General features: G+C 49.2%; 22 protein-coding genes and 3 pseudogenes. 16 read left to right on the top strand and 9 right to left on the bottom strand.

Annotated elements, in window-relative coordinates:
• Positions 1 to 510: 510 nt before the first annotated feature.
• From SPL01S_RS23615 to SPL01S_RS23605, 3 genes are read left to right on the top strand one after another with little or no spacing between them, the layout of a single operon-like run.
• Complete coding sequence (locus SPL01S_RS23615) at positions 511 to 1602, top strand: PD-(D/E)XK nuclease domain-containing protein (RefSeq protein WP_063203078.1); 1092 nt, start codon at positions 511 to 513, stop codon at positions 1600 to 1602.
• Positions 1603 to 1614: 12 nt separating this feature from the next.
• On the top strand, positions 1615 to 2898 hold the full coding sequence (locus SPL01S_RS23610) for a hypothetical protein (RefSeq protein WP_063203076.1): 1284 nt from the start codon (positions 1615 to 1617) through the stop codon (positions 2896 to 2898).
• Positions 2898 to 3542, top strand: a complete 645-nt coding sequence (locus SPL01S_RS23605; protein ID WP_063203074.1) for a hypothetical protein — start codon at positions 2898 to 2900, stop codon at positions 3540 to 3542. Before SPL01S_RS23610 ends, SPL01S_RS23605 begins: the two co-directional genes overlap by 1 nt.
• A gap of 176 nt (positions 3543 to 3718) precedes the next feature.
• Here the strand turns inward: SPL01S_RS23605 and SPL01S_RS23600 are convergent, their stop codons facing one another.
• Both SPL01S_RS23600 and SPL01S_RS25405 read right to left on the bottom strand, forming a co-directional pair.
• On the bottom strand, positions 3719 to 4063 hold the full coding sequence (locus SPL01S_RS23600) for a hypothetical protein (RefSeq protein WP_063203072.1): 345 nt from the start codon (positions 4061 to 4063) through the stop codon (positions 3719 to 3721).
• Positions 4064 to 4714: 651 nt separating this feature from the next.
• A pseudogene (locus tag SPL01S_RS25405) lies at positions 4715 to 5225 on the bottom strand (replication endonuclease); the annotation flags it as partial.
• Positions 5226 to 5674: 449 nt separating this feature from the next.
• On the opposite strand from SPL01S_RS25405, the pseudogene SPL01S_RS23590 reads away from it, so the two are divergent.
• A pseudogene (locus SPL01S_RS23590) lies at positions 5675 to 6673 on the top strand (phage integrase).
• A 24-nt stretch (positions 6674 to 6697) separates the two neighbouring features.
• Complete coding sequence (locus SPL01S_RS23585; RefSeq protein WP_506344861.1) at positions 6698 to 6913, top strand: DUF8087 domain-containing protein; 216 nt, start codon at positions 6698 to 6700, stop codon at positions 6911 to 6913.
• A 119-nt stretch (positions 6914 to 7032) separates the two neighbouring features.
• On the opposite strand, the pseudogene SPL01S_RS25365 reads toward SPL01S_RS23585, so the two are convergent.
• The 3 genes and pseudogenes from SPL01S_RS25365 to mntR all read right to left on the bottom strand — a co-directional run.
• A pseudogene (locus SPL01S_RS25365) lies at positions 7033 to 7187 on the bottom strand (IS630 family transposase); the annotation flags it as partial.
• Positions 7188 to 7535: 348 nt separating this feature from the next.
• Complete coding sequence (locus SPL01S_RS23580) at positions 7536 to 9581, bottom strand: hypothetical protein (protein WP_063203068.1); 2046 nt, start codon at positions 9579 to 9581, stop codon at positions 7536 to 7538.
• A 486-nt stretch (positions 9582 to 10067) separates the two neighbouring features.
• Complete coding sequence (gene mntR / locus SPL01S_RS23575) at positions 10068 to 10538, bottom strand: manganese-binding transcriptional regulator MntR (protein WP_062870487.1); 471 nt, start codon at positions 10536 to 10538, stop codon at positions 10068 to 10070.
• A 229-nt stretch (positions 10539 to 10767) separates the two neighbouring features.
• On the opposite strand from mntR, the gene SPL01S_RS23570 reads away from it, so the two are divergent.
• Positions 10768 to 12072, top strand: a complete 1305-nt coding sequence (locus SPL01S_RS23570) for an Nramp family divalent metal transporter (RefSeq protein ID WP_063203066.1) — start codon at positions 10768 to 10770, stop codon at positions 12070 to 12072.
• A gap of 63 nt (positions 12073 to 12135) precedes the next feature.
• Here SPL01S_RS23570 and SPL01S_RS23565 read toward each other — a convergent pair whose 3' ends face one another.
• The 3 genes from SPL01S_RS23565 to SPL01S_RS23560 form a co-directional block, all read right to left on the bottom strand.
• The gene (locus tag SPL01S_RS23565; RefSeq protein WP_063203064.1) at positions 12136 to 12411 is read right to left on the bottom strand and encodes a hypothetical protein; all 276 of its coding nucleotides are present in this window, start codon (positions 12409 to 12411) and stop codon (positions 12136 to 12138) included.
• A gap of 330 nt (positions 12412 to 12741) precedes the next feature.
• Positions 12742 to 13314, bottom strand: coding sequence for an SH3 domain-containing protein (locus SPL01S_RS24930; RefSeq protein WP_073972097.1), 573 nt, complete (start codon positions 13312 to 13314; stop codon positions 12742 to 12744).
• 295 nt (positions 13315 to 13609) lie between these two features.
• On the bottom strand, positions 13610 to 14356 hold the full coding sequence (locus SPL01S_RS23560; protein ID WP_063203062.1) for an SDR family oxidoreductase: 747 nt from the start codon (positions 14354 to 14356) through the stop codon (positions 13610 to 13612).
• A gap of 100 nt (positions 14357 to 14456) precedes the next feature.
• Between SPL01S_RS23560 and SPL01S_RS23555 the strand changes: the two genes are divergently transcribed.
• Positions 14457 to 14834, top strand: a complete 378-nt coding sequence (locus SPL01S_RS23555) for a winged helix-turn-helix transcriptional regulator (RefSeq protein WP_062870491.1) — start codon at positions 14457 to 14459, stop codon at positions 14832 to 14834.
• On the opposite strand, the gene SPL01S_RS23550 is transcribed toward SPL01S_RS23555, so the two are convergent.
• On the bottom strand, positions 14831 to 15736 hold the full coding sequence (locus tag SPL01S_RS23550) for a transporter substrate-binding domain-containing protein (RefSeq protein WP_063203060.1): 906 nt from the start codon (positions 15734 to 15736) through the stop codon (positions 14831 to 14833). The two genes, SPL01S_RS23555 and SPL01S_RS23550, sit on opposite strands and share 4 nt — an antisense overlap.
• A 254-nt stretch (positions 15737 to 15990) precedes the next feature.
• On the opposite strand from SPL01S_RS23550, the gene hinT reads away from it, so the two are divergent.
• From hinT to SPL01S_RS23505, 9 genes are all read left to right on the top strand, one after another.
• Positions 15991 to 16341, top strand: a complete 351-nt coding sequence (hinT, locus tag SPL01S_RS23545) for a purine nucleoside phosphoramidase (RefSeq protein WP_004943071.1) — start codon at positions 15991 to 15993, stop codon at positions 16339 to 16341.
• Positions 16342 to 16353: 12 nt separating this feature from the next.
• Positions 16354 to 16743 (top strand): YcfL family putative periplasmic lipoprotein, encoded by a 390-nt coding sequence (locus tag SPL01S_RS23540; RefSeq protein ID WP_062870493.1) that lies wholly within the window; start codon positions 16354 to 16356, stop codon positions 16741 to 16743.
• A 29-nt stretch (positions 16744 to 16772) separates the two neighbouring features.
• Positions 16773 to 17372, top strand: coding sequence for a penicillin-binding protein activator LpoB (lpoB, locus tag SPL01S_RS23535; RefSeq protein WP_062870494.1), 600 nt, complete (start codon positions 16773 to 16775; stop codon positions 17370 to 17372).
• Positions 17353 to 18222 carry a thiamine kinase gene (thiK, locus tag SPL01S_RS23530; RefSeq protein WP_063203058.1) on the top strand — a complete coding sequence of 290 codons (870 nt, stop codon included), beginning with the start codon at positions 17353 to 17355 and terminating at the stop codon, positions 18220 to 18222. Before lpoB ends, thiK begins: the two co-directional genes overlap by 20 nt.
• A 31-nt stretch (positions 18223 to 18253) precedes the next feature.
• A complete protein-coding gene (gene nagZ, locus SPL01S_RS23525; RefSeq protein ID WP_062870496.1) occupies positions 18254 to 19273 on the top strand; it encodes a beta-N-acetylhexosaminidase in 1020 nt (339 codons plus the stop codon).
• A gap of 75 nt (positions 19274 to 19348) precedes the next feature.
• Positions 19349 to 19891 (top strand): alpha/beta hydrolase YcfP, encoded by a 543-nt coding sequence (gene ycfP, locus SPL01S_RS23520; protein WP_062870497.1) that lies wholly within the window; start codon positions 19349 to 19351, stop codon positions 19889 to 19891.
• A 332-nt stretch (positions 19892 to 20223) separates the two neighbouring features.
• The gene (locus SPL01S_RS23515; RefSeq protein ID WP_063203056.1) at positions 20224 to 21528 is read left to right on the top strand and encodes an NAD(P)/FAD-dependent oxidoreductase; all 1305 of its coding nucleotides are present in this window, start codon (positions 20224 to 20226) and stop codon (positions 21526 to 21528) included.
• Between the two features lie 361 nt (positions 21529 to 21889).
• A complete protein-coding gene (locus SPL01S_RS23510; protein WP_006324726.1) occupies positions 21890 to 22426 on the top strand; it encodes a glycine zipper 2TM domain-containing protein in 537 nt (178 codons plus the stop codon).
• Positions 22427 to 22715: 289 nt separating this feature from the next.
• Positions 22716 to 23201: an RrF2 family transcriptional regulator gene (locus SPL01S_RS23505; RefSeq protein ID WP_062870499.1), complete on the top strand. Its 486-nt coding sequence runs from the start codon at positions 22716 to 22718 to the stop codon at positions 23199 to 23201.
• Positions 23202 to 23259: the final 58 nt, after the last annotated feature.

The following is a 23259-nucleotide window of genomic DNA, read 5'->3' as shown; positions in this document are numbered from 1 at the left end:
GGGGGGGGGGGGGGGGGGGGGGGGGGGGGGGGGGGGGGGGGGGGCGGCACGGATTAGTGGAATGATGGGGATCATCTGGTTGCCTACCCTGAATGAATCCAGTAAAGCATTCATCTGCTTATCGCTGTGGGATAATCAGGTTTCGTGATGCAAAGAAAAAGCACCTCGCTGTGAGGTATGGGGGCGCTTTGGCCTACTCGTAATGCGTTGGATTTCATGTCGGTTTGCTGAAATCATTCATTTTTATGAATGTAAATTAAATGCCATTGTATAATATGTGGCAGCTTATACTTAATTTGGTAACTATTACAGGCCTCCACGTGTAGTAGTTATCTCCAAAAAATTCGGATCAATTTCCTGCATCAGATGACTCATGAGAAGAATAGCGTTAGAGTCAGAGAGAGTGCAGTACTAGACGTACCGTATCCTTCTGTTTTCACACACGGTGTCCCTCTGGGGGCTGAACAACAGAAGCTATTACACGCAGCATAATTAAAAGGATGAAATATAATGGGTGGAGAAACTAAAAATATTGATGAGATTGCCGGTATTATTTCTAGTCGAATTTTTGATGAGCTCGGCTGGCAATGTCAAAAAACAACAGATATAAGTTGGGGCTGTTGCTTAAAATCTCATCTTAGTTCAAAACAACTTGAAGCAGAAAATCCTAATAAAACGCATCCTACTGATGTTGTTTTTAAATATAGAGATCCTTATTCTGACGTAACTCAATACATTCAAACAGATCTCAAGTCATACTGTGCCAGTACGCTTGATGGCACTAAAAGAATTCTAAATACCGTTCGCAGTCTATCTCAGCAAGTTGCTTGTGCACCAAGAAGTCCTGAGTGGCGAAATTTATTTGTAGATAATACAAATGAACTATATCAAGTTCATGGTATGCTATTTATATATAATCATGATAACGAATATGATTCTGATTTGATTAATAAGTTAAATGGTGCAGCTACTGCGAGTTATGATTTCCCAGAAAAGTCAATGTTGGCTATTTTTGACCCAGTAATGATTAGATTTTTGTTGGATGTGACAGAGCATATTGAAACCAGAAGGGCAATTTCAGACAAATATTCTCAAATAGAATCTTTACTCTGGCAAAAAATACCTGAAATAGAACATTGTTCATTTTTTTATCCAGATAAACATAATAAGATCGCCGCAAAAGATAGGAGTCTCCCTGCCACAATAGAGATGATAACTTCAGGCATGCTTTTTTATGAATATAAGCATGATTATGTGAGAGGCGATGGTGGCGATAAAGTGGAAAGCAAAGTGTTAAATATTTTCTGGAAAGAGAATGTGAATTCAAATAGTCATTTTGTCTTTCTGCTTGAATATATATTTAACTATCAGCTGTTGAATCAATTTGATAAGATATATATCATTACCCCTTTTTCAATAAACTCAGAAAGTTATTTGCAAAGTGCTATTAATGATTATGTTGGGATCTATTCTTTTTCGCAATCTCATATTGACACGTTAAAAAATAAAATAGTTTCAATACCATTCGCTAATCAAAAGCTTTCTATTTTCGAATATCAAGTGGCTAGTAAGTATATTACGAGAGTATGTCATTTTTCATAAGGATTAGTTAATATGAATAAGTATCAAGCTACATTGTTTTCTAATGAAAGTGATATTTATACTGCACTGCATTCAAATGGCGCAAGGATTACTGATGTTACTTTAAGGAAAATTGCATTTCAGAGAGGAATAATTTTTCCAATGAGTTTGTCAAAAGAAGAACTTATTGAGAAAATATCTGATCTTCCATTTTCATTTAACCATATTAGAGAAATTCAGGATAAGCTTGCGACAAAGTCAAGTCAGGATGTTTTTTCTGTAAAAAGAATTTATGACGGTTTTGATATTGAGAAGCTTTTCGATGTGGTAAATCGAGTCAAGCAAAATCGGCCAAAGTTACTCGGTCACGAAAAAATAGAGCACCGTGGAGCACTACAAACCTATCATATCTCAATCGATTATACAGAATTTGATTTCCGTCGCGGTAAGTTTCAGCAAAAGAAATTATATAGTGGGTCAATACTATTTATAGTAAGGAAAGGCTACGTTTCAGTTAGATATAATTATACAAAAAGAATATCTGAGATATTGAATGAGATACTCGACAATTACTTATCTACAGTCTCTAAAGATATAAGTATTAATGAGATTGATTTTTCAAGTATTACTGATGCAGAATTGCGTAACACTTTTGCTATCCACCTTTATGATTTTGATGGTGACTATAAATACACAGGGCTTGAGTATTTGAATTTAGAAAAAGTACGTGTCAGTAGAATTAAGTCCAGGCTTGATACTGCTCCCATAGATAATCTAACCGAGAATATACCCGCTTCAGATTTTATAGAAGGCGAAAATGATGAGCAAGAAAACCCCTCATGGCCTTCAACATCTGATTCTCCAAGTGAAGGTGATGACGAAGATGGGAGCGGTGACATTGAAATTGCCAAAGATGATGAGGAAAATCTTACTTTCAACATCAATAATGCCTCGTATGATGGCCTCTCGTTGGTCAATGCAAAACAAATTAATGAGTTATGTTGTGATGGATTTTACAGAAGCCTTATCAGATGGAAGTCTTTAGTTCCGTCACTCAAAAATTCAATAATTACATTCGAATTGAGTTTTGATGATAAATATTTAGGGAAAGATATAAAGTTTAGGGCATTGTATAAAGAGTCTACAGGGTTAAACCCTACTAGGGAGAAACTTAGTGATTCTGAGTTTGATCAAGTGATAAAAAAATTGGAAGAAAAAATTTTTCTTATCAATGATCACATTATTGAGCAGCACAAGATAAAATACCCAGAAATTCAACCTGTGGCTTTTGATTCGTCGGATCAGGAGGTCGGATAATGATTAAGGTCAAACTATACAAAACTGACATGCCCGTTTCTGCTAACTATATTAAGGAACGAGTCAATAATAATCTTTACGACGAACAAAAAGGATTTGGTTTTCATATCATTAAAGATGACGATGATCTTGAGGTCATGTTCACATTGAGAAGTGTGAATAAACAGCAGGTTGAGTATGCAAATGGTGAACATTCTGAAATTGAAACTGTATCATACCTTAATGTGAAGTTTTGCATAATGTTTGGCAAGGGAATTGCAATGTATGCTTTAAATCCCCCGTTAAGCATGAAAATACCATATGCAATGATTCATAAAATTTTTGGCGAAAGTAGTGGATTAAAACCCATTGAGATTGATTTAAAAAAACTAGTTATTGACTTTTCGAACAAATTCGATCTAAAAATTAAATCTGTATCATTTTCAAATATCCAATTGGACGCATTCACTCTTGCAAAGACAAAAATAGCCAGCTCTCGGAAAGTAAGTGATTTTCATATCGATAGTTACATGAATACATCTGCTATTTTAGATGCTATTCATTTTACAGTTAACGGGATTGAAACTGAATTATCAAGAACTGGGCGATTTCGAGTTCGAGAAAACCAGTTGTCAACATTGTTAGCTATGCTTGAAAACAATTAATGAAATATATGGTAGGCCATATTACGGGTGGCCTACCATATGAGTGTGAATACCTAGAGTTAGGTTTACACGAATTTTCATGATAACCATTGTAATAATGTTCCCCCTGTTTCTAATCAAAAGGCATTAATTCATTTCAGCATCGTCCGCTGCCGCTTTCTCATCTGTAGAAGGGATTACAGCGTCGACAACATCAGCTTTTTGTATCCCGTTGTCTGCCAGCATTGAAAATCTCCCTGCATGCAACACCCGTCCAGCTTACCTGGCAAGGTGTCGCCGCATTTACCGCAACTGCTCTTACGCAGTTCAGCCATTTGCTTATTCAGTAATCTGTTGTCCTGACGGATGAGGCCGATCAGGTATTCCGTCACCTCGTAAGGTTCTCTCGCGATCCGGCGCTGCTGGCAGCCTTCCAGAATCATAGCCATTTCCTGGCTATCGACGCATAGGGTGATCGTAATGATGCCGTTCGCCTTGTCACGCTGGCTCTGGGCGCGTTTACGTTCTGCTGATGTGGTCATGCTATTCCTCCGATTTCTGTTTTATTGCTTCTTTTCTGAGGTGGTCGCCAACAAGGCGTGTTTGCTCTGGTATCTGCCGATGCCATAGCGCAGTGAGTCGCGTCAGCGCTGTGGTAGCTGCTGGCGTTGATTGCTGATACAGACAACCGTCGGCCCGCGCCCGGTAGCGTTGACCGTCGATAGTGACCGTTGCACCCTTGGCCACCGATTTCAGAATGCAGGCATCCAGGCTGAAACCGATGGACTCGGCGAAACTGCCGATCTGGCGTTCCAGCTTGCTGAGTGGTCGCTTGACTGTGTTAATGCCAACGCTGGTCGTAGATGGCCGGTGATTTTCAGTTTCCTGCCCATCCTCCAAACTGAAATAAGTCAGGGCGCGTTGCTCCTGTTCGTGGCGCACCTGCTCCCACCAGCGTTTATTGCTGGCCGTATCTGGTAGTACCGATCTTATTGGTGGCAGATCTAGCCCCTCGCCAGGTAATGCGAAGCCCTCGGCGACGACCATAAATGGATTTTTCACAGGTTCTGGCGGTGCGTTGCGTATCCGCCGGAGCAACAATCGCCGTTCCTTGTCGGTTATTCGCTCAAAATCTAGGTTTTTAGACGATGGCGGTGGTTCCTGCACCTGTTTGGTTCTTAGCCTTTTTGGCTGCACCGTACAGTTATTGACAGAACTCCGAGAGGGCGCAGGCGCGCCCTTAAGGTCAACGGCCAGGTCAACGGCACGGGCCGTAACGAACTTCCATTCCTTCGTGCGGGTGATAATTGGGGTATCCATCCCGACCGGTGGTGAAAACACACCCCGTATCCGGATCACGTCTTCACCATAGTCGTTAGTGGCTTCTGCCGGCTCGTAGTAGGAGCGAACGATCAGGTCGTCACGCCGGACAAAGGGGCCGCCCTGGGCGTTGACGTATTCAGCCCAGTGGCCATAATCGGCGGCATCATGTACGGCGGCAAACTCGACACTGAGGCCTAGTGCGGTTTCATGGTCAGCCATGCGGCGTAATTCGCGGTAAACCGTCACCGGTGCGCCGCCAATAAACTGAAACTGGCGGATGCGCCAGCGGGCGGCCCAGGCGGATACCGCCGGGGCAACCTCTTTCAGCTCTTTGCCGCTGTCGTTGTCCAGTTCACCATCGAGCGCGTAACCGTCGATGTCACGCTGCAACAATGACGATATCCCATCCCCAAGCGAAACAACGTGTTTCGCCTGAATGCCGGGTTGCCAGGCTCTATCTGAGAGCGCATCCCTTCCATTAACGTGTGGGCGATAGGTGTCGTGGGGTGCGCTCTCAGATAGGTAATAAGCATCCGATCGCGTCCTTATAAAAGAATGGGCTGCATATAAAGATCTATGAGACGGGTCAGACCGAGGCAGGTTTAAAAACGATCGAACTTGTGGTTAATAACCCGCAACTCAAGAAGTACACGATGTGGCTTATGACAGGGGATGTCGCGCCGGAAATCGGCCAGATTTCGCCTGTTCTCTCCCCTGATGGGCACGAAAGTACATCCAAGAACCAAAAAGGCCAGAAGGCTGGCTAATCGCCTGGAAGATCATGAATTATTGGGGAAAGGGCGGAATTTGTTTCGAAAGGAATCTTTGGGATGAGTATTAAATCACTTGGCGCGGAAGGCTATATGGTGGATGTGCGCCCCCAGGGTCGGACGGGTAAGCGTGTCCGAAAGAAGTTTAAGACTAAATCCGAGGCACAGCAGTTTGAACGCTGGGTTATCGCGACACAAAACAATAAAGACTGGGTAGATAAACCAGCCGACCAACGACCATTAACGGAATTGATAGACCTTTGGTTTAAGCATCATGGCCAGAACCTGAAAGATGGCGTGAAGATAGAGCATAAATTGCAGATGATGGCGGCCAAGATGGGAAACCCTAAGGCCTGCCAGATCACCCGATCTTTCTTTTCTGATTATCGCGTGCTTCGCCTCGCCGAAGGCAGAAAGGCGAAAACCGTCAATCTCGACTAGGAGAAACTTGGCGGGGTGTATTCCGTACTCATCGATTTGGGGCTTTATCACGGTGAACACCCCCTCAAAGAGATGAAAAAAATTAAGTTGCCGGATCAGGAAATGGACTTTCTGACCCATGACGAAATCCGTCAACTGCTAGACTGGCTGGAAGGTGATCATCTAAAGGTGGTTAAGTTGTGCCTTGCAACGGGAGCACGATGGGGCGAGGTGGTCAAAGTTCGGAAGGAAGAGGTGATCGGTAACAAAGTGACTTACCTCAACACCAAGAACAGCAAAAACAGAACTGTCCCTGTCTCAACCGAACTCTGCAAAGAAATTACTTCTGGGATCAAGGCTGGGCCAATATTCGCCGAACTCAATTATTCGTACGTGAGAATGTGTATCAAGGAGGTTGCCCCCGGCTTGCCGGCAGGACAGGCCGTTCACGTTCTGAGCCATACCTTCGCTAGCCACTTCATGATGAATGGGGGCAACATTTTGGCACTGCAACGAATTTTGGGGCATTTAAGCATTTTACAAACAATGTCTTATGCGCACTTTGCGCCAGACTATTTGGAAGACGCAGTAAGATTTAACCCACTTATAAACGTAAAGGAGAGCGTTACCCATGCCTGATAATATTGAAGTGCCTAAAGAGGCTTGTATGTATCCACAATTCCGGGTGGAGAACGTTTGGTTATTGTTGATATAAACGTGGTAGAGGATGACGAAGATGAAGAAGGGGATGAAATCTTTTTCTTGGTAACATTTGTTAATGAAGGTGATGAAAACGATATGTCAGTGCCAAGTTGGGAATTCGACTCCACTGAATGGCGGGAACATGTTGCGAGGGAGAAACTAGAATTTGTTGGCTAAGTGTTAGCCCATACTTGAGCTGACACATACCCTGGTAGTACACAACTAAATCCGACAGTCTGCTCTGAGCGAGGAGCAGACGTAGCCCATGATCTAAATAACTGATCCGAATAGCGCTGCACTTTTGCCAGCCCATGCTTACCTCCGGGGGATGGCCTGGCGGTTTTCATAAAATGACGGACTTTTTCAGTAGCTACCACACACTCCTGTACGAGTGGTTACGTGGAATCGTTTCATGTAATGCCAGCCACAGCCGCTCAACTCGATTTACCCACGCGTGTATCAGCATGGCTGATTAATCTGCGGTAATGGTTCTTATCCTGTATTTTGTGAATGGTTTTCTGCATTAGGCGCCGTTTGGTTCGGGGCATTGGTGCTATGATCTGCATTGCTCAGTCCAGTTGGTGATTTGTGATGTTTGACTATTGATCAGATCACACAATCCGGCCGGGTTCCCTTAGAATGATCTACTAATTGGAATAGTTATTTAGGAAATCATGAAAACAATTCAATTTTGTTGCAGTGAAAGATAAGTATATTAGAGTGCATTTTTAAAAAACACACTCTGTCTTTATGGACCTACTATGCGAATAAAAAGGTGAGCTGAAATATTTAATTATATTCACTTTTCTCTTGAAGGGGAATACAAGTTTGGGTAATTTTCTTCTATTATTTCTTTTTGTTTCTTACTCATGGAGTCGTAACAGGTCTCGTATACAACATTGAAGAACACTTTGTCTTGACTGACTCTTAATGGGTATTTTTTTATGATCTTATGTTCTAAAAAATCAAGAAGCTGCACTGGGTTTTCAAAATGATTGATAATATCATTAGCAGTTAGAGTATCGTTTTCCCACATAGATAAAACATGTTTCTGATTGCCAATTTGATAAGTATCACCGTGACTAATTATACCAACATCTATATATCTTGATTTAATGAGTCTGTTAAATGCTGATGAGTCAGTAACATAAACACCATCGATTTTTCCAGGTATTGAAAATGGAAGGTTATTCATAACCACAGGAACTAATTCATAGTCATTTATATTCTTCCCGAACTGCTCCTCAAATACTTCTGCATTTGATAATAAACCGTCAACAAGCCTTTTCACTTGCGCTGCTGCTTCTGCAATGAATTCTCTCTTTTGAAAAGCTCTTGTTAATGAACCTCCAGATAGTGTGGTATTCTTACACTCCAAAACAAATGCTTTGTCGTCAAGTAAAAATACAGCATCATATTCATATTGCTCTAGCCCCCGCTTAAATTTGAAATAACTATTAACCAACTTATGTTTATCTAGAGTTTCTATCATATCATTCTCAAACCCATAACCTTTTTTTGAAAGATCGGCTTGTTTAGAGGCGAATTTCGAAAGAATTATATTACTGATAAGAGGCGCTGTATATGCTGGTGTGAATAATAAATAAGAAGAATTTGATGTTTGAATTAGTGGCGAGTCATATATATCTCGACTATCATTTCCAAACGTGATGCTTTTTATAAAAATATCTGCTTTTAATTCGGAAAACCCACCTAATCTTAGTACACTAGTAATTTCTTTCTTGCTATAAATAATCTTATATTTCGCATTTTGTGATAAATATGAGATTACAGAATATCCTCTTACCCATTCGCGTAAACTCAAGCCTAAAACAATGTCATTGCTGTCATGGCTTGAGAGTGCTTCCATCAAAGAACTTAAATATGGATATTCCTCAAGTGTTATTGGGTGAGCATCTAAAGAACCAGACCACTTACTAATATCTGATGGAAGTCTCTTTTCAAGCCGGAATTTAGAAATTGCTTCAAAGAAATTCTGGCTTAAGCGTCTGGACAATCTTTCATTAGAGATTGTATCAAAATATTCAAAATCGTCTATAGTACGATTGAACATAACAGCAGTAGTGATACCATCTGTTTTCGAACTTTCTGGAATTTCATTAGGCTGTGCAATCTGTATGTTGTTGTCAAAATAAATACAACTTTTAGTACATGTGATCAACTCGTTCCATGCTAAAGAATAATAGAAAATTGATGAGGCGTTATTAACCAAAGACTCATCAACATCTATCATTTCAGGAATTATAATGTCTTCTGACTTTGTTAATTTATGTTCATATGCAAACATTTTCAGAGTCAATGTTAAAAAACTCACTATTTTATCTAAGGCGGAATCAGGGGAAATTGAGGTTCCATCATCAGTTAAAATATTTTTTTGATTTAGAGTGAATGGAGTTCCACTTTCCCCAATTTTAGATGAGTGAGTTTCCATCAGTTCTTGTAAGTGATAACCTTCCTCTAAAGCATTTTTGATGACAGCCCAGCATAATGTCTGAATGTTTTCTTCCATCAGTGGCAGAGCTTTTAAACCAGTTTTTATTTCATCGATAATAATCTCAGATGTTTTAAATACTGAGAGGAGCTTAGACAAATGCTTAACCGTGGTATCACATTGAGTATTATTTATTAAATCCTCAAAAAAGCGATCTCTTTCCTGTCTTTTGTTGTGATTATGAGGTTGAAAATTTTTAAAGTTTTGCGTTTCGAATTTTACTAAATGACGAACAGATTCGTTTTCATTGAAAAATGGTATCGCTTTAAGTAGTCTTTTAGTTTTGTATTTAGAACAATCTTTAGATATTTCTTCAAAATTTATATGTGTCATATTTTCCGCTTGCAGATGTTAAATGACTATGAATGGTAAAAAGTATCACCATGACCTTCATTTATACCAGTACTAAATTATCTTTACCTACATTTAAGAATACTATCTTAAATTAACATTTTTTATAAAACTGAACAATATGTAAATAAAAAGACGAAGATGGCTTGTGTTTTGGTAGTCAAAATACCGTCTCCGGGAGATGGCTGCAATACATAGCTAATCATATTCATGTTTCGTCTATTTCCATTGCGTCATTGTCATTTTTGATGATTAGTTACGGGACACACCCTAGGCTGTTACCAACGTCAGCTCAAGTTTGAGCTAATACAGCTAAAGGAATGATCCACAAATTGACCCAAAACACCCACGCCATACCCATTTTTAGCAGGCAGTTACAAGTATCTAACTCACTGATATTATTGTAACTGATTGTTTTTGTTAGTGCTGATATGGCGGAGAAAGCCTCCCTTTTTTATTGGCGAGGATTTATTTCTCGGCGTGGCTTTGCAGAAAACGTTCAAACACCGCCAGGGTGTCGCTAGAAATGTGATGCTCAATCCCTTCGCTGTCCAGCTCCGCCGTTTCAGTCGGCACCCCGAGGCACACCAGCAGGTCGACCACAATACGATGGCGGCGGCGCACTTGCTGCGCCAGTTGTTCACCTTCTTCAGTCAGAAAGACCCCGCGATACGGGCGTGACTCTACCAGTCCTGCGCTCTTCAGCCGTGCAATGTTCTTGATCGCAGTAGGGTGGGAAACGCCAAAGCGACGGGCGATGTCGGTGGTTCTGGCTTCGCGAGTGGTCAGCAGCAGATCGGCAATCAGTTCGACATAATCTTCGATCAACGCATTCGACTGCGCTTCACGGGCGCGGGTAAAGCGCAGGGCGTGCTCAGCCTCATCCGGCATTTCAGCCAAGGTGGGGCGTTCGGCGTTATCTGACGCGCTTGTTACCATATTCTGAGACGTCCTTTATAGGTTAAGCCAGTGAGTTCCAGACTAATGGAATCCTGCCCTACGTTAGTCTAATGGCGACGCATTATCAATTCGGCCGCCGCATTCAATGACAATAAGAAATATTTGTACACAAAGGTAAAGTATCTTCCATTTTGCATAAAGTGTAGCCGATGCTACATTGTTCTGAGCGTTGGGTGAAAAATAACCAGAATAATATTGAGGGTAAAACATGCGTGAGGCGGCAACCACTACATCGTTAACCGAACGGACCAATACGGCGATTGGTAACGCACTGGCCGGGCGCAAGCGCGGCGCGTTTACGCCGCTATTGTTCGCCGGGCCGGCGGTGATTGCCTCCATTGCCTACATGGACCCCGGTAATTTCGCCACCAATATTCAGGCCGGTTCAAAGTATGGTTACAGCCTGCTGTGGGTAGTGGTGATGGCCAACCTGATTGCCATGCTGTTCCAGGCGCTGTCGGCCAAGCTGGGCATCGTCACCAACCGTAACCTGGCGGAAATGTGCCGCGATCAATTCTCGCGCCCGGTGGTGATCGGCATGTGGCTGCTCAGCGAGGTGGCGGCAATGGCCACGGATCTGGCGGAGTTTTTGGGTGGGGCTATCGCGCTCGCCTTGCTGTTCCATATGCCGCTGTTGGCGGGGATGGGCGTAACGGCGGTGATCACCTATGCATTATTAATGGTAGAAAAGAAAGGTTTCCGCCCGGTTGAGCTGATGATTGGCGGGCTGGTGGCGATCATTGCCCTGTGCTATCTCGCCGAGATGTTTATCGTGCCGGTCGACTGGCTGGCAGCGGGCTCCGGCATGATAACACCGCAGTTGCCGGATGCGCAGGCGCTGACCATTGCCGTCGGCATTATCGGTGCCACCGTAATGCCGCACGCCATTTTCCTGCATTCGGGCCTGACCCAGCACCGTACGCCGGCCAGCAACAGCGGCGAACGGCGCAAGCTGCTGCGTTTTTCCAATATCGAGGTGGTGATCGCGCTGGCGATTGCCGGGCTGGTGAATATCGCCATGGTGATTATGGCTTCCAGCGCCTTTCATGCCGGTAACAGCGACGTGGCCGAGATCGGCACGGCGTACCATACGTTGACCCCGCTGTTTGGCGCCGCCGCCGCCGGGATCTTCCTGATGTCACTGATAGCATCCGGTATTTCAAGCTCGGTGGTGGGCACCATGGCGGGCCAGATGATTATGCAGGGGTTTGTCGGTTTCCGCATCCCTGTATGGGTGCGTCGGCTGGTGACCATGATCCCGGCGTTTATCGTGGTGGCGTTAGGGGTTAATGCGACGGACGCGTTGGTCTACAGCCAGGTGGTGCTGAGCCTGGCGCTGCCGGCGCCGATGATTGCTCTGGTCATGTTTACCCGCCGCCGCGACATCATGGGCGAGTTTGTGAACAGCCGCCTCACCAGCCTGGTATCGATCATCGGCACGGTGATTATCATCCTGCTCAACATGGTGCTGTTGCTGCAGACGTTCGGCGTCACCATTCCAGGTCTGAGCTGATTGATAAGCCGTGCGCTTGCTATGGTCACGGCTTATCTCCTTTCTACAACGCGATCACTCGCATTAAGGCATCGTCTTCGGTGCCGAGTTTTGGCCACCGGTCAGGGCCTTCTCATCGCTGGAAATGCTGCCGGTATTAGCCGCCCATACGCCTTCTTGTGTTTTGGTCACCTGCTGGTGGCCGGCATTCAGGTTCTGGCCGACGGCGGCGATATGGTTGGACTCGACGTCGCCGGTATTTTTTGCCCAAGGGATGGTTTGATCGCCGGCTTGGGCGATGCTGCTAAACGCCATCGGTATCACCAGCAGCGCGGCATGAATGAAGGTTTTGATTTTCATGATCTCAATGTCCGTTGATGCATAGGCTACGGTAAATCCGTGCCATAGCGATTCAGGGAAAAGCAATTGAGGGTGGGGGATTACCTAAGGTCAGTCTGATTGCGGCTGGCGGTCTGGGATCCGCACTACGCCCTGTCTATTCAGTCTAGAACGAGTTATCAGTGACCATCAGCAGGCTGATGTAAATGAAGCCCATGATTTATATCAGCGCGTGTAAAAATGTTACCTTGGAAATAATTACCGCGCTTACCATGTGGGCATTTTCAGGATACCTAAGCTGACAGCCATCCTTCACTTCCCTGGCCGGTATGACTCAATAATAGGCGGTTATTACACGCCGTAGCGTTTGTTTCCTCCCGAAGTGATGCAGTAACGCCCGCCTCGTGGGCCTATACATATTCTTCCTGACGAACAGGGGCATCCGGCATCACTTTCCACGTTTCGCTTTGGCGTTGGTCTATATACTGGCAGCTTTGGCGCAGGTGCCTGGCGGCTTTTTTGATAGCACTTATCACCATGGCACAAGGACTTTATAGAAACCCATTGGCTCGATTGATTATCCAGTGTGATTTTTGCCCAATTATCGCTCTCTTGGTAAATGGTGATACTTTGCCCACGTTTTAGGGACGTAATGACTTTACCGTTCGGTGCGTTTCGGACGTTGAGCCGTTCGGCCGCTACATATTTAGTGGGTAAAGCGGCATCATTTTGCGGTTGAGGGGGTTGTTCGCCGATGTTTAATGCCTGATTGGCCGGCGGCGTATAAACATGGGCCGTTGAGGTGCCGGATTGCGGCATCGATGTGTTTTTTTCTGATTTATTGTCAGATTTGAATACAAACCAAAGAACGATAGCGGCGATTACCAGTATTCCTACGCCTTGATTGTTCTTTTTGCTTGCCATCAGTCTTCACCATCCAAACTGGATAAATACTAAGGCTAGACGCAGTTTAAAAACGTATCAATAAAAGGATATTTTATTATTATCATCTAATAATATTATTATTTAACTCACTGTTTGTTCTGCAATTTAATTTCACCGTCGGGTTCTCCCAACGGTGAATGATACCCTATAGCTTTCAAATTGCAGCCAGGCGCTCAACTGGCTCATCCTCAGGCGCTGACTTGCGTAAGTCACTGGGGTGAGCGCATGCAGGTAACGACGCCGCAGCTTGCAAGATGACGGGTATATAACGATATTACAAATTGCCCACTCCGCCATCAATCTGCAGCTCGGCCCCGACCATAAATGCGGATTCGTCAGACGCGAGGAACACCGCCGCTTTCGCCAGTTCCAGCGGCGTGCCCATGCGGCCGATTGGCACCAGGGCACGGATGTCATCGCGCAGCGCCTGCTCATCCTCTTCTTTCAAGCCCAGCTTGCCCAATGCCGGTGTTTCGGTCGGGCCAGGGCTCAGGCCATTGACCCGAATACCCCGCGGATGCAACTCACCGGAAAGCGTTCTGGCCAGCGACAGCAGGCCGGCCTTGCTGGCGGCGTAAACGCTGCTTAGCGGCAGGCCGATATGCGCGCTGACCGAGCCGCACAGAATAATCGAGGCTGGATTCGCCAAGAGTGGCAGCAGCGCCTGAATTAAGAAAAATGGCCCTTTGAGGTTGATGTCCATCAGCCGTTGATAACTCAGCTCATCCCATTGCTGCAGCGGAAGGTGGGTGACGTCACCGGCGTTGATATACAGCACGTCAAGGCGCGGCCAGTGGCTGGTCAACTGTTGCGCTAAAGCTTGCTGTTGGCGGATATCTCCGGCATCGCTGCGCAACAGCAGCACGTCGCCCAGCGCTTTCCCCGCTGCGTCGAGGCCACTTTGGCTGCGGCCGGTGATCGCCACGGTGGCGCCTTCGGCAATAAACTGGCGCGCGGTTTCCAGACCAATCCCGCTGGTGCCGCCGGTGATCAACGCGTATTTACCTTTAAGTCGTGACATAACCTGCCCTCTGTTTCCCGTTGGTAGCGCCATTATTTGCGCTATAGTATCTTTTGCATAGTAGGCACCTTTTGGATACTAAGGTACGGAGTGGGATGAAATGACGACGGTGGCGCTTTCGGCAGCGGAAAAAAATTTAACGGCGTTGCCGGCAACAGACGAGCCTTGCCCCATGGTGGGGTTTGTGAATCTGGTGGCGGGGAAATGGGCGATCCCGATCCTCTACAGGCTGATCATGATCGACGGCCCGGTACGCTTCAGTGAGTTGCAGCGCGCGGTGGCCCCGATCGCCCAGAAAGAGCTGACGCGCCAACTGCGGCAGTTCGAACAGCGCGGCCTGGTTACGCGGCAGGTATTTCCGGAAGTCCCGCCGCGCGTTGAATACCGGATTACGGCGCTGGGCACATCCCTGCGCCCGACGCTGGACTCGCTGGCCGAGTGGATGCGTGCGCATGCACCGCAATTGAACGCTGACTAATCGCCGATCCCCGGCGGGTTGATGGTGGAACGCTCGACCTTTTCATCATGTTCGCCCCAGCGGTCCAGCACCTGCGCGTATTCGCCGCTGACGATCACGCCATTAATGGCAGCGTTAATGGCGGCGACCAGGCCATTATCTTTTTTGGTGGTCACCGCTACGTAGGCGACGTTAGGGCCGATGCCGACCATTTTGGTTCTGCCGGTCAGCGCCGCTTTGTAGGCGCCGGTAGAGTGGGGGCCAAAGAACGCGTCGGCGCGCCCGGACTGAATGCTCAGGTTGGCGGCGGCGTCATCGGTGACATAAATCGGCTGCACCGGCGCCAGGCCGTTGGCGCGGTTCTGTTTATCCCAACCGAGCAGGATGTTTTCCTGATTCGTACCGGAACCGACAATAATCCGCAGCCCGGCAACGTCCGCCGGCCGGTTGATGGAGGTGATCTTGCTGGTGGATTTCACATAGAAACCCAGCGTATCTACGCGGTATGTGGCGAAATCAAATTTGGTTTTCCGCAGCTTGGTGACGGCAATATTAAAAATGGCGGCATCGTACTTGCCGGAAGTAATGCCAAGCGGCCAGTCCTCCCAGGAGGTGGGCACAAGATTCAGTTCCAGCCCCAGGCTGTCCGCCACCAGTTGCGCGATATCCGGGTCGCTGCCGATCAAGGTTTTATTGTCTTCGGCAAACAGCGCCAGCGGCGGGGAGTTTTCAGACGCCACCGCTACGGTTAACTTGCCCGGTACGGCAAAATGGTAATTCGCCGGGATCAAAGCGACGGCAGCCGGGTTTTTGAGCGCGCGTATATGTTGCTGATTGGCCTGCAGATCGATAATGTTTTTGCTTTCCGCCTGGGCCGCACCGCACAGCAGCAGCACGCCCAGCGCCAGGGTTTTGAGTGGCATGGTGTTTTCTATCCTTTGCTAATCATAGAGTTACTATTGGCGGCGGCCGCGGGGAAGTAAAGCAACAATAGTGAATAACCAAAGTGAAAAAAATCAGATGATTGCCGCAGTGAGCTAATGGCAGAGGCATAGCTAGCCTGGCAGGTTGCCTGATTCTGCATCACTCGACGCGATAAGTGCGCAATCAGGTTGAAAGCAGTAGAATTTGTCACTCATACTGCGTACAGATTATTTTCCTCAACAAGGAATGCCAGATGGCCGAAGAAACGATTTTCAGTAAAATTATCCGCCGCGAAATCCCTGCTGATGTGGTCTACCAGGACGAACTGGTCACCGCGTTCCGTGATATCTCACCTCAGGCTCCGACCCATATTCTGATCATCCCCAATGTCTTGATCCCAACGGTAAACGACGTAACCGCAGAGCACGAAGCGGCGCTGGGTCGCATGATCACCGCCGCGGCGAAAATTGCCGAACAGGAAGGCATCGCCGAAGACGGCTATCGCCTGATTGTTAATTGCAATCGCCATGCCGGCCAGGAGGTCTATCATATTCATATGCACCTGGTCGGTGGCCGTTCGTTGGGGCCGCTGCTGTCACGCTAACCGAGGTCAATCATGCGCTATAGCAAAACCCTGCGTTGTCTGATGGCGCTGGCGTTACCCGCCGTAATACTGATGGGCTGCAGCAATCGGCCCGGCATTGCGGTTAACGAGCGGCAGGCGGTGGTGATGGATTCGCCGGTGCTTACCGCAGGTATCGTGGCCGATAACCCATCGATTAAGGATGCCTCCGGGCGCGTGATGGCCACTTCGGTGCTCAGCAACAACCAACCGACGCCGGTAACTGTGCATTACCGCTTTTACTGGTATGACAATCAGGGGCTGGATATTCGGCCCTTTGAAGAGCCGCGCACCGTTACCGTTGCGCCAAATTCAGACGCTGAAATTTACTCGATTAACGGCAACCTCGATGCCAAGCGCGTGCGTCTGTATCTATTCTTGTAAGCTCTTGCTTTAGTTGTTGGAGAGGGATAATGAAAAAGTATCTAGTTGTCGCACTGGCCGCGTTGACGTTAAGCGGCTGTTTGTCTCGTCCCCCAGAGTCTGAACAGCCACCGGCCACCGTTGAGCCGGCCAAACCGCCGGTGGTGGTAGAGCCGCCGCAGCAGCCGCAACCCCAGCCGCCCATTGGCGAGCCGGTACCGCAACCGCCAAAAATCCAGCAACTTGACTGGCTGAGCAGCGTGCAACCGTTGGTGAACCAGATGCTGAAAGCCGATGGCGTCAACCCGGGCAGCGTGCTGTTGCTGGACAGCGTGAAGAACAACACCAACGGCTCATTGCAAACCGCTAAAGCCACCTCCGCGTTGCACAAGGCGCTGGCATCGAACCAAACCTTCTCCGTCGTGCCGGAAGCGCAACTGGCGACCGCCAGGCAGACGCTGGGTCTGTCGGCGGATGACAGCCTGGGGTCGCGCAGCAAGGCCATTGGCCTGGCGCGTATCGTCAGCGCACAGTACGTGTTGTACAGCGATGTTAGCGGCGACGTGAAGTCTCCAACGCTGGATATGCAGTTGATGCTGGTACAAACCGGTGAAATCGTCTGGTCAGGCAATGGCGCCGTTACCCGCTGAGGCCGCACTGCGAAGGCTGATTGAGAGCGAACTGCCGGCGGTGAAAACCGCCGGTTGTCGTTTCAGCCCGGTGCAGGGGCTGACCGGCGAAAGTTGGCGCATTGAAGGTGAGGGCGTGCAATTGTTGGCGCGCCAGCAAAGCGCAGAGAAAACGGCGCTCGGCGTGAGCCGGCGGCGAGAGGCGCGTGTGTTGCGCCGTGCAGGCGAAGGCCTGGGTCCGCAGGTTTTAGCGCAGAGTAATCAGTGGATTATCCTGGAATGGCTGACTGGTGACGTTGTCACTGAGACGCATTTTACGCGTCTGAATCAGCACGGCGAGTTGGCGCGATGGGTTGCCCGTTTGCACCGGCGGCCGCTCAGCGGTTATCCGTTGAACCTGCATAGCCAGTTTGTCCGTTACTGGCAGCAGTTGGATCGTCGGCGTTTGACGCCTGCCTGGCTGCGGCTGCATCAGCGCTTCTTGCAAGCCCGCCTGCCGTCTCCGCTGAAAATAGCCCCGCTGCATATGGATATCCATCCGGGCAATTTGATTGCACAGGGCGAAGGAGTACGGCTGATTGACTGGGAGTACGCCGCCGACGGTGACATCGCACTGGAGATTGCTGCGTTGTTTCGCAGCAACGCGTGGTCTGCGGCCAATCAGCAGCATTTTTTGCAGCACTATTCCCAACAGGGCTATAACGACTTGCCGCTGCTGAGCACTCAGGTGCAGCGCTGGTTGCCGTGGGTGGATTACCTGATGCTGTTATGGTTTGAAGTGCGCTGGCAACAAACCGGCGATAGCGAATTTTTACGCTGGGGCGCAGTGCAGCGCCGGCGTTTTTGTTTATCATCCCCATGTTCTGAATGAATAATGAAGTGAGGTGGCCGTGGGCCCAGTAATGTTAGATGTCGCCAGCTATGAGCTGGATGCCGAAGAACGTGAGATTTTAAAACACCCGCTGGTCGGCGGACTTATCCTGTTCACCCGCAACTTCCATGATGCGCAGCAGCTGCGTGAATTGGTGCGCCAAATCCGCGAGGCTTCCCACGATCGGCTGGTGGTGGCGGTGGATCAGGAAGGCGGGCGCGTCCAGCGTTTCCGCGAAGGGTTCACCCGCCTGCCGGCGGCGCAGTCGTTCGCCGCATTGAACGAAGCCCATGAGGCTGGGCGTCTGGCGCAGGAGGCCGGCTGGCTGATGGCGGCGGAAATGATCGCGCAGGATATCGACATCAGCTTCGCGCCGGTGCTGGATATCGGTCACGTCAGCGCGGCGATTGGCGAACGCTCATTCCACAGCGACCCGCAACAGGCGCTGGCGATGGCCGAGCGTTTTATCCTGGGTATGCACAGCGCCGGGATGAAAACCACCGGCAAGCATTTCCCCGGCCATGGCGCCGTCAGTGCAGATTCACATAAAGAAACCCCGCGCGATCCACGCCCACTGGCGCAGATCCGTGAGCATGATATGGCGATCTTCCGTGAATTGATCAACCGTCAGTTGCTGGACGCCGTGATGCCGGCGCACGTCATCTATACTGAAGCGGACCCGCGTCCTGCCAGCGGTTCGCCGTACTGGCTGCAACAAATCCTGCGCCAGGAGCTGGGCTTTGACGGCGTTATCTTCTCCGACGATCTGTCGATGGAAGGGGCTGCCATCATGGGCAGTTACGCTGAGCGCGGCCAGGCGTCGCTGGATGCCGGCTGTGACATGATCCTGGTGTGCAATAACCGCCAGGGTGCGGTCAGCGTGCTGGATAACCTGTCCCCGGTCAAAGCAGACCGGGTGAAGCAGTTATATCATCGCGGTCAGTTCACCCGTCAGGAATTGCGTGATTCTGCGCGCTGGCAGCAGGCGCACAAAGAGCTGAGTGCGCTCAGCGAACGCTGGGAAGAGCATAAGCAGCAGAGTGCCGGGTGAACCCAGGGCGTCGTAATACGGCGTAGTAAATGATGAGGGCTGCGGCGCGGCCCTCGGCTTGTTGCGAGGATCCACATGATTATCTATTTGCATGGCTTCGATTCCACCAGTCCCGGCAATCATGAAAAGGTTTTACAACTGCAGTTCATTGATCCGGACGTGCGTTTTATCAGCTACAGCACCTTGCACCCACGCCATGATATGCAGCATCTGTTGAAAGAGGTGGACAAGGCGGTTCAGCAGGAAGGGGATAAGCATCCGCTGATCTGCGGGGTGGGGCTGGGCGGTTTCTGGGCCGAACGCATCGGTTTCCTGTGCGGCATCCGGCAGGCGATCTTTAACCCTAATCTGTATCCTGAAGAACATATGCACGGCAAAATCGACCGGCCGGAAGAGTACCGCGATATCGCCACCAAGTGCGTCGAGGATTTCCGCGAGAAAAACCGCGATCGCTGCCTGGTCGTGCTTTCCCGTCAGGATGAGGTGCTGGACAGCAAGCGCAGTGCAGAACTGTTGCACAAGTACTACGAAATCGTCTGGGATGAGCAACAGACCCACAAGTTCAAAAATATCTCGCCGCACCTGCAACGCATCAAGGCGTTCAAGAGCCTGCTTTAACAGTTTCATAACGCCTGACGCCGCCGCAACGATTGCTTTTTACCGGCAAGAGTTGCGGCATTTTTTGTCAAAAAAGCCCCGTTTTGCCCGCCCGGCGGCAAAATTTAAAACTGTGACGCAACGCTAACTATTTGAATCACAATCCTCAAAAATTCCCCTCGTCCAGCCTTTAACCAAAAAAGTTTGATGCACATCAATTTTGGTATGACCAAATAACCTCACATGCTATTCTGGCTTTAGATAGCAGGTTTATTTTACGCGAACCCTATGTATTCTAAGGATATTATTTATTTACCCTTGGATAACAATTGGTTCACATTTAGGGGGTTATTTTGACAACGCCAAAGAAAAAAATCGTTATTGTCGGCGGTGGCGCCGGTGGCCTGGAACTGGCGACCAGTCTGGGCCATAAACTCGGCCGCAAGCACAAAGCCGAGATCACGCTGGTGGACCGTAACCACAGCCATCTGTGGAAACCGTTGCTGCATGAAGTAGCAACCGGTTCCCTTGATGACGGCGTGGACGCGCTGAGCTACCTGGCGCATGCACGTAATCACAATTTCAGCTTCCAACTGGGATCGCTGACCAACATTAACCGTGAAACGCAAACGCTGCAGTTGGCGCAAATCTGCGACGAGCAGGGTGAAGAACTGGTGCCAGAGCGCGAGTTGTCTTATGACATTCTGGTCATGGCACTGGGCAGCACCTCGAACGATTTCGGCACCGCAGGCGTAAAAGATCACTGCATCTTCCTGGATAACCCGCATCAGGCACGCCGTTTCCACAATGAAATGCTGAACCTGTTCCTGAAATTCTCGGCGCAACCGGGGCAGAAAGAGCGGGTGAACATCGCCATCGTCGGCGGCGGTGCCACCGGCGTGGAACTGTCCGCCGAGCTGCACAATGCGGTGAAACAGCTGCACAGCTATGGTTTCGAAGGCCTGGACAACAGCGCGTTGAACGTGACTCTGGTCGAAGCGGGCGAGCGCATTCTGCCTGCGTTGCCGCCGCGCATTTCCGCCGCTGCGCACCAGGAATTGAACAAACTGGGCGTGCGCGTACTGACCAACACCATGGTCACCAGTGCGGACGCCAACGGCCTGAATACCAAGGGCGGCGAATTTATCGATGCCGATCTGATGGTATGGGCGGCCGGCATCAAGGCGCCGGACTTTATGAAGGACATCGCCGGGCTGGAAACCAACCGCATTAATCAGCTGGTGGTGGAGCCGACGCTGCAGACCACGCGTGATCCGAACATTTTCGCCATCGGCGACTGCGCCTCCTGCCCGAAAGAAGGCGGCGGTTTTGTGCCGCCACGCGCCCAATCGGCGCACCAGATGGCGTCACGCTGCTTCACCAACATTCTGGCGTTGATGAGCGGCCAAGCGCTGAAGCCGTATGTGTATAAGGACCACGGTTCTCTGGTCTCGCTGTCCCGCTTCAGCACCGTAGGTAGCCTGATGGGTAACCTGATGCGCGGTTCGATGATGGTTGAAGGGCGCATCGCGCGCTTCGTCTATATCTCGCTGTACCGCATGCACCAGGTCGCACTGCATGGCTACATCAAAACCGGCCTGATGATGCTGGTTGGCGGCATCAACCGGGTGATCCGCCCGCGTTTGAAAATGCACTAAAAGTTGCAGTTATCGACTCACCCACGCCGGTTCGCCCGCGTGGGTTTTTTTATGCCGGCGCACAGGCAGCATCGGTGGTTGCGGAGTTAATGGCCAGCACAAAATTTCGTCGGCATGGGTAAAATTCTTAAGATTCCTCCTAAACACCGGTGAGAAGCGGGGTTTCCAGCATCTTTGGTCACATTGTCTTATTGCGGGGATCCGGAACATTGTGCAGACTTTACCTCGTTTACAGACGGCGCGTCGCGCACGCCGTAAACCGGGATACCACGTGCCGCCCATGCGCAAAATAATAAGCGCGGCGCAATGTCGGTAGCGTTCCCGGTACAAATGCGTGGTAACACTTTCAGGAGGATTTCCTGTGAACAAGTCAATGTTAGCCGGTGTTGGGATTGGTGTTGCAGCCGCTCTGGGTATTGCCGCGGTTGCCAGCATGGATGTGTTTTCTTCTGGCCCGCAATTTGCGCAGGTGCTCGCCGCCACGCCGATCAAAGAAACCATCAAAACCCCGCGTCAGGAATGCCGCAATGTGACCGTCACTCACCGTGCGCCCGTGCAGGATGAAAACCGCATTGCCGGTTCCGTGTTGGGTGCGGTAGCCGGTGGCGTGATTGGCCATCAGTTCGGCGGCGGTCGCGGTCGTGACGTTGCGACAGTGGTTGGCGCGCTGGGCGGCGGTTATGCCGGTAATCAGGTGCAGGGGGCAATGCAAAGTAACGATACCACCACCAGCACACAACAGCGTTGCAAAACGGTTTACGACAAATCACAGAAAATGCTGGGTTACGATGTGACCTACAAGATTGGCAATCAGCAGGGCAAGATCCGTATGGATCACGATCCCGGCACCCAGATCCCGCTGGATAAAAGCGGCCAACTGGTGCTGAACAAGGCCTGATCACAGTTTAAGAATTAAACCCGCGGACAGTGTTAGTTCTGATCGTTTAACGCAGTTAAGCGAGCGGCATTAATATTGACGCGGGTTTCTGCTTTATTCCGCCGCCGCTTTACGTCGAGCCGGCATCAACGGCATCTTTTACGCTAATGTATCCGTGCGATTTCCCAGGGCATAACTTCAATAATGCGGCAATATTTGTTATATTATTGTGCAATTGAGTGGGTGTTATGGCGCGATGCCGCACCGGCCAAGCCTGAGATTTTGGTCTCCTGGAGACAGAGATAAAGACATGCTAGATTTCCGCTTTCCGACAGCATTGCAAATGGTACTTAGCGTAGCCTTGGCTGAAAAGCAGGGCTTGCGTTCGACCAGCGCGATCCTTGCCGCCGGTCTGGAAGCCAACCCCAGTTTCATCCGCAAGCTGATGGTGCCCTTGACCAAAAATGGCATTATCGTTTCCACTTTGGGCCGTAACGGCTCGATTCACCTTGGCCGCCCTGTGGAAGAGATCACCCTGCGGGAGATCTATTTGTCCGTCATTGACGATAAACGCATCTGGGCTGCGCGGCCGGAAGGGCCTGCACGTTGTCTGGTCAGCGCCAATGCCTGCTGGTATTTCAAGTCGGTAGTGAATGAGGCGGAAGAGGCATCGCTGGCGGTACTGGAGCGCCATACGGTTGCGGATGCGTTGGCCGAGCTGGAGCGTGGCGATAAACGTAGCTGCGCGGAATACGTGGCGGAAACGGCGAAACTCGCGGAGGCTGCGGATAAATAATCTGCGGTGTTGATGCAAAGAAAAAGGTCGGGCTGAGCCCGACCTTTTTTATGCCTGT

Source organism: Serratia plymuthica NBRC 102599 (assembly GCF_001590925.1).
GTDB lineage: Bacteria > Pseudomonadota > Gammaproteobacteria > Enterobacterales > Enterobacteriaceae > Serratia > Serratia plymuthica.
This window is presented reverse-complemented; position numbering and strand designations above follow the sequence as displayed.

Excerpts from the sequence above, each read along its gene's own strand:
- thiK (WP_063203058.1), top strand. The coding sequence starts at position 17,353 with ATGGCGCCGTTACCCGCTGAGGCCGCACTGCGAAGGCTGATTGAGAGC.
- SPL01S_RS23615 (WP_063203078.1), top strand. The coding sequence starts at position 511 with ATGGGTGGAGAAACTAAAAATATTGATGAGATTGCCGGTATTATTTCT.
- SPL01S_RS23565 (WP_063203064.1), bottom strand. The coding sequence starts at position 12,411 with ATGAAAATCAAAACCTTCATTCATGCCGCGCTGCTGGTGATACCGATG.
- SPL01S_RS23560 (WP_063203062.1), bottom strand. The coding sequence starts at position 14,356 with ATGTCACGACTTAAAGGTAAATACGCGTTGATCACCGGCGGCACCAGC.
- SPL01S_RS23505 (WP_062870499.1), top strand. The coding sequence starts at position 22,716 with ATGCTAGATTTCCGCTTTCCGACAGCATTGCAAATGGTACTTAGCGTA.
- ycfP (WP_062870497.1), top strand. The coding sequence starts at position 19,349 with ATGATTATCTATTTGCATGGCTTCGATTCCACCAGTCCCGGCAATCAT.
- SPL01S_RS23600 (WP_063203072.1), bottom strand. The coding sequence starts at position 4,063 with ATGACCACATCAGCAGAACGTAAACGCGCCCAGAGCCAGCGTGACAAG.
- mntR (WP_062870487.1), bottom strand. The coding sequence starts at position 10,538 with ATGGTAACAAGCGCGTCAGATAACGCCGAACGCCCCACCTTGGCTGAA.
- SPL01S_RS23605 (WP_063203074.1), top strand. The coding sequence starts at position 2,898 with ATGATTAAGGTCAAACTATACAAAACTGACATGCCCGTTTCTGCTAAC.
- SPL01S_RS23580 (WP_063203068.1), bottom strand. The coding sequence starts at position 9,581 with ATGACACATATAAATTTTGAAGAAATATCTAAAGATTGTTCTAAATAC.
- SPL01S_RS24930 (WP_073972097.1), bottom strand. The coding sequence starts at position 13,314 with ATGGCAAGCAAAAAGAACAATCAAGGCGTAGGAATACTGGTAATCGCC.
- nagZ (WP_062870496.1), top strand. The coding sequence starts at position 18,254 with ATGTTAGATGTCGCCAGCTATGAGCTGGATGCCGAAGAACGTGAGATT.
- SPL01S_RS23550 (WP_063203060.1), bottom strand. The coding sequence starts at position 15,736 with ATGCCACTCAAAACCCTGGCGCTGGGCGTGCTGCTGCTGTGCGGTGCG.
- SPL01S_RS23540 (WP_062870493.1), top strand. The coding sequence starts at position 16,354 with ATGCGCTATAGCAAAACCCTGCGTTGTCTGATGGCGCTGGCGTTACCC.
- SPL01S_RS23570 (WP_063203066.1), top strand. The coding sequence starts at position 10,768 with ATGCGTGAGGCGGCAACCACTACATCGTTAACCGAACGGACCAATACG.
- SPL01S_RS23610 (WP_063203076.1), top strand. The coding sequence starts at position 1,615 with ATGAATAAGTATCAAGCTACATTGTTTTCTAATGAAAGTGATATTTAT.
- lpoB (WP_062870494.1), top strand. The coding sequence starts at position 16,773 with ATGAAAAAGTATCTAGTTGTCGCACTGGCCGCGTTGACGTTAAGCGGC.
- SPL01S_RS23555 (WP_062870491.1), top strand. The coding sequence starts at position 14,457 with ATGACGACGGTGGCGCTTTCGGCAGCGGAAAAAAATTTAACGGCGTTG.
- hinT (WP_004943071.1), top strand. The coding sequence starts at position 15,991 with ATGGCCGAAGAAACGATTTTCAGTAAAATTATCCGCCGCGAAATCCCT.